This window comes from Enterobacter cloacae complex sp. SHL021 (assembly GCF_049237765.1).
In the GTDB taxonomy this organism is placed as follows: domain Bacteria; phylum Pseudomonadota; class Gammaproteobacteria; order Enterobacterales; family Enterobacteriaceae; genus Enterobacter; species Enterobacter cloacae.
In genome coordinates, this window is sequence record NZ_JBMKJG010000025.1 from 66,640 (window position 1) to 78,599 (window position 11,960).

The 11,960-nt window shown below is 55.0% G+C and carries 11 protein-coding genes; 5 read left to right on the forward strand and 6 right to left on the reverse strand.

The genetic code is table 11. The features are described from left to right. Positions 1 to 284 precede the first annotated feature (284 nt). On the forward strand, positions 285 to 1,694 hold the full coding sequence (gene cycA / locus ACOTZF_RS21190) for a D-serine/D-alanine/glycine transporter (protein ID WP_023619712.1): 1,410 nt from the start codon (positions 285 to 287) through the stop codon (positions 1,692 to 1,694). Between the two features lie 95 nt (positions 1,695 to 1,789). Here cycA and ytfE read toward each other — a convergent pair whose 3' ends face one another. Further along, positions 1,790 to 2,452: an iron-sulfur cluster repair protein YtfE gene (gene ytfE, locus ACOTZF_RS21195; protein WP_129252837.1), complete on the reverse strand. Its 663-nt coding sequence runs from the start codon at positions 2,450 to 2,452 to the stop codon at positions 1,790 to 1,792. A gap of 244 nt (positions 2,453 to 2,696) precedes the next feature. On the opposite strand from ytfE, the gene ACOTZF_RS21200 reads away from it, so the two are divergent. Further along, complete coding sequence (locus ACOTZF_RS21200; RefSeq protein ID WP_020684395.1) at positions 2,697 to 4,346, forward strand: methyl-accepting chemotaxis protein; 1,650 nt, start codon at positions 2,697 to 2,699, stop codon at positions 4,344 to 4,346. A gap of 62 nt (positions 4,347 to 4,408) precedes the next feature. Here ACOTZF_RS21200 and ACOTZF_RS21205 read toward each other — a convergent pair whose 3' ends face one another. The 3 genes from ACOTZF_RS21205 to ACOTZF_RS21215 form a co-directional block, all read right to left on the reverse strand. Further along, positions 4,409 to 5,374 (reverse strand): DMT family transporter, encoded by a 966-nt coding sequence (locus ACOTZF_RS21205; RefSeq protein WP_023619710.1) that lies wholly within the window; start codon positions 5,372 to 5,374, stop codon positions 4,409 to 4,411. Between the two features lie 75 nt (positions 5,375 to 5,449). Then, positions 5,450 to 6,274: an AraC family transcriptional regulator gene (locus tag ACOTZF_RS21210; RefSeq protein WP_013095315.1), complete on the reverse strand. Its 825-nt coding sequence runs from the start codon at positions 6,272 to 6,274 to the stop codon at positions 5,450 to 5,452. An 81-nt stretch (positions 6,275 to 6,355) separates the two neighbouring features. Next, complete coding sequence (locus tag ACOTZF_RS21215; protein WP_129317800.1) at positions 6,356 to 7,204, reverse strand: SDR family oxidoreductase; 849 nt, start codon at positions 7,202 to 7,204, stop codon at positions 6,356 to 6,358. An 89-nt stretch (positions 7,205 to 7,293) separates the two neighbouring features. On the opposite strand from ACOTZF_RS21215, the gene ACOTZF_RS21220 reads away from it, so the two are divergent. Next, positions 7,294 to 7,674, forward strand: coding sequence for a winged helix-turn-helix transcriptional regulator (locus tag ACOTZF_RS21220; RefSeq protein WP_028027891.1), 381 nt, complete (start codon positions 7,294 to 7,296; stop codon positions 7,672 to 7,674). Positions 7,675 to 7,772: 98 nt separating this feature from the next. Here the strand turns inward: ACOTZF_RS21220 and ACOTZF_RS21225 are convergent, their stop codons facing one another. Beyond that, the gene (locus tag ACOTZF_RS21225; protein WP_129317801.1) at positions 7,773 to 9,716 is read right to left on the reverse strand and encodes a bifunctional 2',3'-cyclic-nucleotide 2'-phosphodiesterase/3'-nucleotidase; all 1,944 of its coding nucleotides are present in this window, start codon (positions 9,714 to 9,716) and stop codon (positions 7,773 to 7,775) included. A gap of 190 nt (positions 9,717 to 9,906) precedes the next feature. On the opposite strand from ACOTZF_RS21225, the gene cysQ reads away from it, so the two are divergent. Next, positions 9,907 to 10,647, forward strand: a complete 741-nt coding sequence (cysQ, locus tag ACOTZF_RS21230; protein ID WP_013095322.1) for a 3'(2'),5'-bisphosphate nucleotidase CysQ — start codon at positions 9,907 to 9,909, stop codon at positions 10,645 to 10,647. Here cysQ and ACOTZF_RS21235 read toward each other — a convergent pair. Beyond that, entirely contained in the window at positions 10,641 to 11,198 is a 558-nt protein-coding gene (locus tag ACOTZF_RS21235; RefSeq protein ID WP_013095323.1) for a YtfJ family protein, read from the reverse strand. The two genes, cysQ and ACOTZF_RS21235, sit on opposite strands and share 7 nt — an antisense overlap. A gap of 324 nt (positions 11,199 to 11,522) precedes the next feature. Between ACOTZF_RS21235 and ACOTZF_RS21240 the strand changes: the two genes are divergently transcribed. Beyond that, positions 11,523 to 11,729: a DUF1107 domain-containing protein gene (locus tag ACOTZF_RS21240; RefSeq protein WP_008501430.1), complete on the forward strand. Its 207-nt coding sequence runs from the start codon at positions 11,523 to 11,525 to the stop codon at positions 11,727 to 11,729. Positions 11,730 to 11,960: the final 231 nt, after the last annotated feature.

Consider the following 11,960-nt stretch of genomic DNA (forward strand, 5'->3'; position numbering starts at 1 on the left):
CCGGGGAGAGGAAAATAGTGTTAAAACCTATAGTTACGACGGAATCAATATTTTATCTTGCAAACGAAACTGTTGCGTGTATTTTTGTGAGCTGTTTCGCGCTGTATGAGTGATATGACACTCACTTCCAACATATTATTAACATAATATCTAAATCATAGTATTCATCCCGCCGATTCTTACCTAATATCGATAAACCCTTACAAAGGGACCGTCATTTATTTGACGTTTTTAAAGGCCAGAAGAGCCTTAACAACACAGACAGGCATAAACAGGAAAATTACATGGTAGATCAGGTCAAAGTCGCCGCGACAGAAGAGGCGACGTCTGAACAGTCGCTACGGCGCAATCTCACAAACCGTCATATTCAGCTTATCGCCATCGGGGGTGCCATCGGTACCGGGCTGTTTATGGGCTCAGGCAAAACCATCAGTCTTGCCGGGCCGTCGATCATTTTTGTTTATATGATCATCGGTTTTATGCTCTTTTTTGTGATGCGTGCAATGGGTGAATTGCTGCTCTCCAACCTCGAATACAAATCTTTCAGCGATTTTGCTTCCGACCTGCTCGGTCCCTGGGCGGGTTATTTCACCGGCTGGACCTACTGGTTCTGCTGGGTCGTAACCGGCATGGCGGATGTCGTCGCCATTACTGCCTATGCGCAGTTCTGGTTCCCGGGGCTGTCGGACTGGGTCGCCTCGCTGGCGGTGATTATTCTGCTGCTGAGCCTCAACCTCGCCACCGTTAAGATGTTCGGTGAGATGGAGTTCTGGTTCGCGATGATCAAGATTGTCGCTATTGTGGCGCTGATTGTGGTGGGCCTGGTAATGGTGCTGACGCACTTCCAGTCGCCAACCGGCGTGCAGGCTTCGTTTACCCATCTGTGGAATGACGGCGGCTGGTTCCCGAAAGGCATCAGCGGCTTCTTTGCCGGCTTCCAGATTGCGGTATTTGCCTTTGTGGGGATTGAACTTGTCGGAACCACCGCTGCGGAAACCAAAGACCCGGAAAAATCCCTGCCGCGTGCAATCAACTCCATTCCGGTTCGTATCATCATGTTCTACGTCTTTGCGTTGATCATTATTATGTCCGTGACGCCGTGGAGCTCGGTTGTGCCAAGCAAGAGCCCATTTGTTGAACTGTTCGTGCTGGTGGGACTGCCTGCCGCAGCGAGCCTGATTAACTTCGTGGTGCTGACATCTGCAGCGTCATCGGCGAACAGCGGTGTGTTCTCAACCAGCCGCATGCTGTTTGGCCTGGCGCAGGAAGGCGTTGCGCCGAGCGCGTTCGCGAAGCTCTCTAAGCGTGCTGTTCCGGCGAAAGGGCTGACGTTCTCCTGCATGTGCCTGTTGGGTGGGGTGGTAATGCTCTACGTGAACCCGAGCGTTATCGGTGCGTTCACCATGATCACCACCGTTTCGGCGATCCTGTTTATGTTCGTCTGGACGATCATCCTTTGTTCGTACCTGGTGTATCGTAAACAGCGTCCGCATCTGCATGAGAAATCGATCTATAAGATGCCGCTGGGCAAGCTGATGTGCTGGGTGTGCATGGCGTTCTTCGCGTTCGTTCTGGTTCTGCTGACGCTGGAAGATGACACCCGTCAGGCGCTGATCGTCACGCCGCTGTGGTTCATCGCCCTGGGATTGGGCTGGCTGTTCATTGGTAAGAAACGAATGGCAGGCGTAAGGTAAAAGCAAAACGGCAACTTCGGTTGCCGTTTTTAGTTTTTGCACCCTCTCCCCGTGGGAGAGGGCCGGGTGAGGGCATCAGGCTTCAGTGGCCTTTTTTATTCACCCGCCAATGCACGCGGGAACAGAACGTTATTCTCAAGACTGATGTGTTCCATCAGGTCGTCGATCATCTCGTTAATGCCGTTGTACATCGCTTTCCATGTGGTGCAGGCTTCTGGCGGCGGCGTGACGTTATTGGTCGTGTGTTTGATGACTTCCAGCAGCTCACCCGCGTCGTCATGTTCGCTTTCCATCACGCTAATTGGCCCCATCGCCTGGCTGCCCATTCCCTGTTTAATCATCGGGAAGAGGATCTGCTCTTCTTTCATCATATGGCTGGTGAGTTCTTCATGCAGCATGGTCAGGTATTTCGCCAGGCCGCGCGGCACGGAAGGCTTGTCGGCGTGCACACGTTCAACTTTGGTGGCCTGCAGGATCAGCTCCGGCAGTTGTTCGCGGTGGCGATCGTGGTAACGCACGATAATGTGGTCGATGATTTCGGCAAGCGGGGCCGTGCGCCACTCTTTGTCGATGGGTTGCTCTGCCAGCAGAGCCAGCTCCGCTTCAATAACCTCTACATCCAGCTCTTTGCGCGAGGCCGCACGTGCCAGAGTTTGCTTACCGCCGCAGCAGTAATCCATGTCGTATTTACGAAACAGCGCAGAAGCGCGAGGGATGGAGAGCGCCAGCTCGCCGAGTGTTTGGTCGCGGAAGGCCATAGCAGTTACCTCATCATCAAGAATATAAAGTGCATATTAAATGCATCTTTAAGACGGCGCTATAACCCTTTAGAGGCAAGGGTGAAAATGAGATGTAAGTCACAAAAAATTAGCGTGTTTAACTCACTGAATGAATGCAGAAAATAACTTTAGAAACTTTTTTAACGTGGAGAAACAGTAAACAACCCGCCGCGCCTGCCGATATATCCACGTCAGACAAACCTGCATATTACAAAGGCAACGCATGTTTAAACGTATAAAAGTCATTACCCTTTTGATTTCGGTGCTGCTTGTGCTCGGCATCATGCAACTCGTTTCCGCCGGTATCTTTATCAACGCGCTGAATAACGATAAAGACAATTTCACCGTGTCGCAGCTCTCCAGCAAGAACGTGGCGGAGTTTACCGATGCATGGATCAGCCTGAACCAGGCGCGCGTCACCCTGAACCGCGGCATGCTGCGTCTGCAAAGCAGCATGGCCTCGCAGATTAACGGCGGACAGCTCAATGAGCTGGTAAACACGGCGAAAAACCTGCTGGCCAATGCCCAGTCTCATTACGACAAATACTATGCTTTGCCGAATACCCCAGGGCTGGATCCCAACCTGGCAAATCGCCTGGAAGAGCAGTACCGCAATTACTCCGCGACGCTGACCCAAATGAACGTTTTGCTCTCTCAGGGCAATCTGGAAGAGATGTTCAAGCAGAATGCAGAGCAGAAACAGACCGCGATGCAAAACGTTTACCGGGAATGGCGTGAAGCCCAGGCCGTGCTTACGGATAAAGGGATCAAAGATAACGAAAGTGATTACAAGCGTATCCTGTGGATCCTCTCTGCGGTTATGCTGCTGGTGATTATCGTGATTATCTCCAGCTGGATTGCCATGCGCCGCGTGCTGCTGTTGCCGCTGCAGGATGTGATAAGCCATATCCGCGCCATTGCCGCCGGTGATTTAACCCAGCCGATCCATGCAGAGGGTAAAAACGAGATGGCCGTGCTGGCGCAAAACGTCCAGGAGATGCAAACCGCGCTGGCAAACACCGTGGGCGTGGTTCGTGAAGGTGCGGATACCATTTACACCGGTGCGGGGGAAATCTCTGCGGGCAGTAACGATCTCTCTTCCCGTACCGAGCAGCAGGCTGCCTCGCTGGAAGAGACGGCTGCCAGCATGGAGCAGCTGACGGCAACGGTGAAACAAAACGCCGACAATGCCCGTCAGGCTTCCCGTCTGGCGCTTGATGCCTCTTCAACGGCGAAGAAGGGCGGTAACGTTGTAGAAGGCGTGGTGCGCACAATGGACGAAATCGCCACCAGTTCCAGCAAAATTGCGCAAATTACCAATGTCATTGACGGCATTGCCTTCCAGACGAACATCCTGGCTCTTAACGCGGCAGTTGAAGCGGCGCGCGCAGGTGAGCAGGGGCGTGGCTTTGCGGTGGTAGCCGGAGAAGTGCGTACGCTCGCTCAGCGCAGCGCCCAGGCGGCGAAAGAGATTAAAGCGCTGATTGATGACTCTGGTGAGCGAGTTAACGCAGGCTCGCAGCTGGTGAACGAAGCCGGGGCCACTATGGCGGAGATTGTGAACGCCGTGACTCGCGTCACCGACATTATGGGTGAAATTGCCTCTGCGTCTGATGAACAGAGCCGCGGGATCGACCAGGTGGGCCAGGCGGTGGCAGAGATGGATCGTGTTACCCAACAGAACGCCTCGCTGGTGGAAGAGTCTGCGGCCGCAGCGGCCGCGCTGGAAGACCAGGCGGCACGCCTGAACGACGCGGTGGCGGTGTTTAAAATTGCCCGCAGCCAGGCAGTGAAGGCGGCTCCGGCGAAAACCTATGCGCCAAAAACGCAGCCCGTCGCTTCTGCGTCTGAAGCCAACTGGGAAACGTTTTAAAAGCTTGCCCGGTGGCGGCTACGCCTGACCGGGCCTACGTTTTTGCAGGCCCTGCAAACGCCTCACATCTCCGAAGCCGGAACGACCATCGGTTTTTCCGGCTTCGCTCTTACCGCCATCACTACACCCATCACCAGCAGCACTATTCCACAGGCCGTTAACAGCGGCGGTACGCTCTGGCGCATCAGGAAGGTGTACAGCAGCCCGGCCAGCGTTTCGAAGACAATCAGCGGCCCTAAGATGACCGTGGGCAGTTTCTGGCTGGCGATATTCCAGCATAGCGCACCCACCCAGGAACAGAGCACAGCGATAGCGATCATCAGCCCGACAAAGACCCACGGCCGCGGCCCGAAAGGGAGGGCGAAGTCCGGCTGTTGCTGCGCAGACCAGAGGCACGCCCCGGCATAGCCCACCAGCGAGACTGGCAGCGTTACCAGCGCCTGTGCCGTTGCCCACATCATCGGATGTTTATCCGGGTTCTCCCGCAACCATCGCGCATTACGCAGGGCATACCAGGCCCAGCAGGCGACGGAAATAAACGCTAAACCGATCCCCGAACCGTAACGCCAGACGCTGAAATCAGCGAGCCCGTGGCGAAGCTCGGCAATATTCACACAGACCAGCCCGACGCCCGTGCAGATCAGCGCGGGTACCATTTTTGACCATGCCAGTTTGCCATCGCGCTGGCTGTACAGCAGGTTCGCAAAGACGGGGATAACGACAGGCAGCGTGCCGATAATCATGGTCGATACCGGCGCGCCGGTACGCTGAATGGCGCTCGCCAGGCAGACGTAATAGATAAGGTTGCCCATCATGGTCAGCGCCAGCGCGGTCATCCAGTCCTGGCGGTTGAGCTGACGTAAACGCGTACGACCGAGCCAGGCCAGCGGCAGGGCAATCAGCCCCAGCGCCAGATAGCGTCCGGTTGACTGCAGGGCCGCCGGATACTCGGGCACAATCAGCGGGCCGACAAAAATCAGCCCCCACATCAGCCCTGCCAGCAGGGCATACAACACGCCACTAATCATTATTCCATCCACATCAATTGACTTTGTACTCAGTGTAGAAGGGGGGATTGCGCGCGTATTGTATGAGATTGCGCATCAGCGCCCGATAACTTGTTTCTGGTAGCGGACAGGCGTAATCCCGTAGCGGCGGGTAAACGCGCGGGTTAAATGCGACTGGTCGGTCAGCCCGGTCGCGGCGGCCACTTCGGCGGCGGGCATACCGTGCGTAAGGAAGCCTTTGGCGCGCCACAAGCGAATAGCCATCAGCATCTGGTGCGGCGTGACGTGGAAATGGGCTTTAAACTGGCGCTGAAAATGGTAAGGGCTGAGAGAAACCACGTTGGCCAACTCGTCCAGCGTCACGGCGTGCATGTAGTTGTCGTGCAGATACTCGCGTACCCGTTCGAACCGGTGCGCGCCTTCCTTAATTATTGGGGCGTGATGGGCCAACGGCTGGAAGGTCTCAATCAGATCCAACAGCAGTCCTTTTTGCGCAAGCGGGTCCTGGGTATGCCACAGGCCGTAGATCAGCTGGCCGATTTGCTGCGAACGCAGCGGGTCGTGGCGGGTCACGTCGCTGAACCACCAGTGGCGCAGGCCAGTCACCTCTTCCAGTAAAGCGGGTTCGATGTAAACCATCCGGTAGCGCCAGCCACCTTCGGTGGCCGATTCACCGGTGTGGATCTCGTCCGGGTTCATGGTGACAACGGATTTTTCAGCGGCCAGGTGCTGGGTACCGCGATAGCGAAAGCGCTCGGCACCGGTTTCGATGGTGCCGATGCCGAAGGCTTCGTGCGTGTGAGGCTCAAAGGCGTAGTCAGCGATATGCGCGTGATAAAGCTCCAGACCCGGCAACTGCGCCAGATGGCGAAAGCGCGCGCTGTCTCTCTCATCGCTAAATTGTTCCGGTACGCCTTGCACGGTGAGCCTCCTCGTGGGTCATCGCTTCATTATCAGAGATGACCCGAGGGGATGCCACAAAAAATAACCAATCCGTAACAATTACAGGATGGCCTTGACGCTCTCCGCCAGAGAGGTCGTTGCTCGCCCAATCAGTTTGCTCAGCGTATGGCTATCGTCAAAGAGCCCGCCTTTAGATGCGCCCACATCAGAGTCCGCCAGCATATCCGCCAACCCGGCAGGCAGGCCGACACTCTTCAGCGCAGCGGCGAAATCCGCTTCGCTCATGTTCTGATAAACCACCGGTTTACCGCTCTGCTTGCTCAGTTCAGCCGCCAGTTCGCTCAGCGTCCACGCGCTGTCGCCTGCCAGTTCATAGACCTTGCCAGCGTGGCCCTCTTCCGAAACCACTTTTGCCGCCGCCGCCGCGTAATCCGCACGGGTGGCTGAGGCGATTTTGCCTTCACCTGCGGCACCGATAAACACGCCGTGTTCCAGCGCAGGCGGCGCGCTCGCCAGGTAGTTTTCGGTATACCAGCCGTTGCGCAGCAGGGCATAAGGAATGCCGGATGTTGCCAGCGCTTTTTCCGTAGCAACGTGCTCAACGTGCAGGCCCAGCGGTGAGTTATCCGCATGCAGCAGGCTGGTGTAGGCGATAAATGTCACGCCAGCCGTTTTGGCAGCGTTGATGACGTTCTGGTGCTGCGTGGCGCGCTGACCCACTTCGCTGGATGAGATCAGCAGAAGTTTCTTCACACCCTTCAGCGCCGTGGTCAACGCGGCCTGGTCGGTGTAATCGCCCTGACGAACCACAATACCCTGCTGGCTCAGGGCTTCCGCTTTCGCCGGGTTACGCACAATGGCGACAATCTGGTTTGCCGGGACGGTTTTTAACAGCTGTTCGATAACGACGCGGCCAAGCTGGCCGGTAGCGCCGGTAATCGCGATCATGATCAATCTCCTTCGTGTTTGTCTGGTGTTGTGGCACACTAGCACCATAACTAACTTTTAGTAAGTACGTACAAAAAGGTAAGTATTAAATGACGATACCGACACTCAGCGAACAAATGCGCGATGGTAACCTCTTCGCGGAGCAGTGCCCGTCCAGAGAGGTGCTCAAACATGTCACCAGCCGCTGGGGGGTTCTGATCCTGGTGGCGCTACGTGAGGGAACGCACCGCTTCAGCGATCTGCGCCGTAAAATGGGCGGCGTGAGCGAGAAGATGCTGGCCCAGTCGCTGCAGGCACTGGAGCATGACGGTTTTGTCGATCGCGTTTCGTATCCTGTTGTACCGCCGCACGTTGAGTATAGCCTGACGCCACTTGGCGTAGAGGTGAGCGAGAAAGTGGCTGCGCTGGCGGACTGGATAGAGGTGAATACGCCAAAAGTAATGGCGAACCGGGATGAGCGGGCAGCGTAAAAGCCGGGAATGTGCGGTCTGATGCCCTCACTCTAACCCTCTCCTACAGGGAGAGGGAATAAACACTAAAAACGGCAACGTGCGTTGCCGTTTTGCTTTTAATTACTTAAATCCACCTGATAAATCGCGAACCCGATATCATCCGTCGCAACCTTCTTCATCGGGTATTGCGCCTTCTCCTTAATAAACGCCGCAGCCTTATCCGACGGAGATGTTTCAATGCGAATATCCAGTGGGGTATCGCTGTGGATCGGGGCCAGACGCCAGTTGTTATCGACCGCCGGATGAATCTCTCCCGCCTTTTTCGACTCTGCGCTGATCCAGGCGGCCAGCACCGAGCGGTTCTCATCCGGGGAGGCAAATGCAATGTGGCTATCGCCGGTGCCGGCAAATTTGCCGCCATACGCGCGATAGTTATTGGTCACCACCAGGAAGGTGGCCGCCGGATCGACAGGCTTGCCCTTGAAGATCAGGTTTTTGATGCGCTCTGCCTGCGGATTAATGGCCTGACACTCGCCGTCATATTTCGCCGGCTGGGTGACATCAATCTGATAATCCACCCCGTCGATAACGTCGAAGTTATAGGTGCGGAACCCGTCCCAGTTAATCAACGACTGCGGCTTGCTGCTCTTCGGATCGATCTGGTTAAACTGCCCGGCGGAGCATTCCAGCCACTCTTTCACCTCTTTACCCGTTGCTTTAACCACGACCAGCGTGTTCGGGTAGAGGTAGAGATCGGCGGCGTTACGGAACGTCAGCTGGCCTTTTTCCACTTCAACATAGCTGGCCGGGTCATTTTTACGTCCGCCCACTTTGAACGGTGCGGCGGCGGAAAGCACCGGCAGGTTGGCTAAGTCCGGATCGCCCTGAACAAAATGTTCGGCATAGGCTTTCTGCGCCATGTTGACCACCTGAACGGTCGGGTCATCCTGTACCAGCGCCAGATAGCTGTACATGTTGTCGGCGGATTTGCCGATCGGCTTGCTAACGAATTCGCGGGTGGCGTCGTGGTCATGCTTGAGCACGTCGAGGAGTTTTTGGTCTTCAGCCGCCAGTGATTTTTTGGCGGCAGCATCGTAGATGGGGCGCGCTTCGGCTTTGGATCCGGTCACCTTCCAGCTGCCGCTGTCGTTATTGAGCACCAGATCCACCACGCCAAGATGGTCGCCCCACATGCCGGGCATTACCGCCGGCACGCCGTTGAGCGTTCCCTTGTCGATGTCTGCCCCTTTGATGCTGGCAAAATCCTTACCCGGGAAGACCGCATGAGCGTGGCCGAAGAGGATCGCGTCCACGCCCGGCACTTCGCTCAGGTAGTAAACCGAGTTTTCCGCCATCACCTGGTACGGATCGGCAGAGAGGCCCGAGTGGGCGACAGCGACCACAACATCCGCCCCTTTTTCACGCATCTCCGGTACGTATTTACGCGCCGTTTCGGTGATGTCGTTAACGGTGACTTTGCCGGTGAGATTGGCTTTATCCCAGGTCATGATCTGGGGCGGTACAAAACCGATGTAGCCAATTTTCAGCGTCTGCTTTTTACCGTCCTGATCAACAACCTCGGTCTCTTTAATCAGATAAGGGGTGAAAAGCGGCTTTTTGGTCTTAACGTCGATGATATTGGCGTTAACGTAAGGGAATTTTGCGCCTGCCAGCGCATCGTGCAGGTATTTCAGACCATAGTTAAATTCGTGGTTACCGAGGTTGCCGACGGTATAATCCAGGGTGTTCATCGCTTTATACACCGGGTGGATCTCGCCTTTTTTCAGCCCCTTTGCCGCCATGTAGTCACCCAGCGGACTCCCCTGAATCAAATCACCGTTGTCGACCAGCACGCTATTTTTCACTTCATTGCGGGCGGCATTGATCAAACTTGCCGTGCGTACCAGTCCGAATTTTTCCGTAGGGGTATCTTTGTAGTAATCGAAGTCCATCATATTGCTGTGCAGGTCGGTGGTTTCCAGAATACGGAGATCGACCGTCGCCGCCTGTACGCTCGCTGCAATCAGCGTCGCCAGGAGCGTTGCGCTAAACTTAATCATCAGAGGAGTCCTTTTTTCGATCCAGGCCACAAAAGAATATGTATCTATCGTTTGTTGCTTACAGAAGTGTGAATCCTGCCAGAAAAAAGGGCGATGAAACCGGAATTGCTTCACAGATAGCGGAATTGTTCACATTACGATATAAATAAAACAAAGAGTTATACCCACTGCGTTAACGAAGAGGTGGAGAATGTTAGATAAAATTTGTCAGCTCGCACGGGATGCGGGCGATGCCATCATGCAGGTGTATGATGGCGCACAACCGATGAACGTTGTCAGCAAGGCGGATGATTCCCCGGTCACGGCGGCGGATATCGCGGCGCATGGCGTGATCATGAAAGGGCTACAGGCACTCACGCCAGAGATCCCCGTGCTTTCCGAAGAAGCGCCGCAGAGCTGGGATGAGCGTCAGCACTGGCAGCGTTACTGGCTGGTCGATCCTCTGGACGGCACCAAAGAGTTTATCAAGCGTAACGGTGAATTCACCGTGAATATCGCCCTGATCGACAAGGGCAAGGCGGTGCTTGGGGTGGTCTACGCGCCGGTGATGAAAGTGATGTACAGCGCCGCAGAAGGCAAGGCCTGGAAGGAAGAGTGTGGTGTCCGCAAGCCGATCCAGGTGCGCGATGCGCGCCCTCCGCTGGTGGTCATCAGCCGCTCGCACAGCGACAGCGAGTTGGAGGAGTATCTGCAACAGCTGGGCGAACATCAGACGACCTCGATTGGCTCCTCGCTGAAATTCTGTCTGGTGGCGGAGGGGCAGGCGCAGCTCTATCCCCGTTTCGGGCCGACGAACATCTGGGACACGGCAGCCGGCCACGCGGTAGCCGCGGCCGCGGGTGCGCATGTTCATGACTGGCAGGGCAAGCCGCTGGACTACACCCCGCGCGAATCATTCCTCAATCCAGGCTTCCGGGTCTCTCTTTACTGAGCCAGCAGCTTGTGCAGCAGATCAACCACCTGCTGCACCTCTTCCTGGGTTAACGCCCCGTCTTTTACCCACTGCACCTGGCCGTTTTTATCCAGCACGATAATCGCTGAACTCTCTTCCTCAAGCTGCCAGGCTTTGCGCGTCACGCCGTTGCTGTCGACAATAAACTGCGACCACGGGTAGAGCTTTTTGTTGCTCTCAAGGCTTGAGCGTACAAACATCCCGGAGCCAGGGATGGCATCGTCGGTGTTCACAATGGTGGTGGTCTGATAGCGGTCATGCGGGAATTTTGCGGCCTTGATCGCTTCCACCAGGTTTGCGTTTTTCTCTTTTGCAGATGTACGACCGGCAATATGTTGTACAACTCTCACTTTGCCCGCGAGCTGCGCGCTATTCCACGGTTTGTAGCTAAACTTATCATTGTCGAGAATCAATTCTCCCCGGTCAGCAATGCCGACTGGCGGTACGCGTTGTCCTTTTTCAATGTTGTGGGCACTCGCCCACAGGGGCAGGAGCAGGCATGCGGCTGCAAGAATGTTACGTAGGGTCATGGTGTTTCCTTATTGTATGCAGGTGATCCGACCACTTGGTCTTACGCTTTTAATCATAAGTGCGATCAATGGGCTTTTCCCGCAATCCCGATGCCAGTTTGCGGGCGAACGCACATATCCATAAAAAAACGACGGCTTATACTGCCTGTAGTCACAGTTTGAAAAGATTATTCTGAATAATTGTAATCAAACGGTAAATAAACTTATGCACACTGGGTAACTACGTAGTTCTGGTCTATAGTCATTGGGCAACAAAATTTGCGCTCAGAACAGTCGGGCCGATTGTGGCGCCGCAAGAGCGTATGATTCGCAGGAGATACAAGAATGAAAATTTTCCAACGCTACAACCCGCTTCAGGTGGCGAAGTACGTGAAGATCCTGTTCCGTGGACGGTTGTATATCAAGGATGTTGGCGCTTTTGAGTTTGATAAGGGCAAGATCCTTGTCCCAAAAGTGAAGGACAAACAGCACTTGTCTGTGATGTCCGAAGTCAACCGTCAGGTTATGCGTCTGCAAACTGAGATGGCTTAACCTACGTGCTATGCAGTAGTTAAAAAAACGGCTCCCGATGGGAGCCGTTGATGTTTGTGGGGGGAAGTATAACTCTGACTCTGTTGTATCGGTGAATTTCTGGTTGCCACTTTCCAGAGGAAGTATGAGTTTGTGTAGTTGGTGATGCTGCCAACTTACTGATTTAGTGTATGATGGTGTTTTTGAGGTGCTCCAGTGGCTTCTGTTTCTATCAGCTGTCCCTCCTGTTCA

What these genes read in the sequence shown, in the direction of transcription:
- ACOTZF_RS21200 (WP_020684395.1), top strand. Translation starts at nt 2,697, where the DNA reads ATGTTTAAACGTATAAAAGTCATTACCCTTTTGATTTCGGTGCTGCTT.
- cysQ (WP_013095322.1), top strand. Translation starts at nt 9,907, where the DNA reads ATGTTAGATAAAATTTGTCAGCTCGCACGGGATGCGGGCGATGCCATC.
- ACOTZF_RS21220 (WP_028027891.1), top strand. Translation starts at nt 7,294, where the DNA reads ATGACGATACCGACACTCAGCGAACAAATGCGCGATGGTAACCTCTTC.
- ACOTZF_RS21205 (WP_023619710.1), bottom strand. Translation starts at nt 5,374, where the DNA reads ATGATTAGTGGCGTGTTGTATGCCCTGCTGGCAGGGCTGATGTGGGGG.
- ACOTZF_RS21215 (WP_129317800.1), bottom strand. Translation starts at nt 7,204, where the DNA reads ATGATCGCGATTACCGGCGCTACCGGCCAGCTTGGCCGCGTCGTTATC.
- ACOTZF_RS21240 (WP_008501430.1), top strand. Translation starts at nt 11,523, where the DNA reads ATGAAAATTTTCCAACGCTACAACCCGCTTCAGGTGGCGAAGTACGTG.
- ACOTZF_RS21235 (WP_013095323.1), bottom strand. Translation starts at nt 11,198, where the DNA reads ATGACCCTACGTAACATTCTTGCAGCCGCATGCCTGCTCCTGCCCCTG.
- cycA (WP_023619712.1), top strand. Translation starts at nt 285, where the DNA reads ATGGTAGATCAGGTCAAAGTCGCCGCGACAGAAGAGGCGACGTCTGAA.
- ytfE (WP_129252837.1), bottom strand. Translation starts at nt 2,452, where the DNA reads ATGGCCTTCCGCGACCAAACACTCGGCGAGCTGGCGCTCTCCATCCCT.
- ACOTZF_RS21225 (WP_129317801.1), bottom strand. Translation starts at nt 9,716, where the DNA reads ATGATTAAGTTTAGCGCAACGCTCCTGGCGACGCTGATTGCAGCGAGC.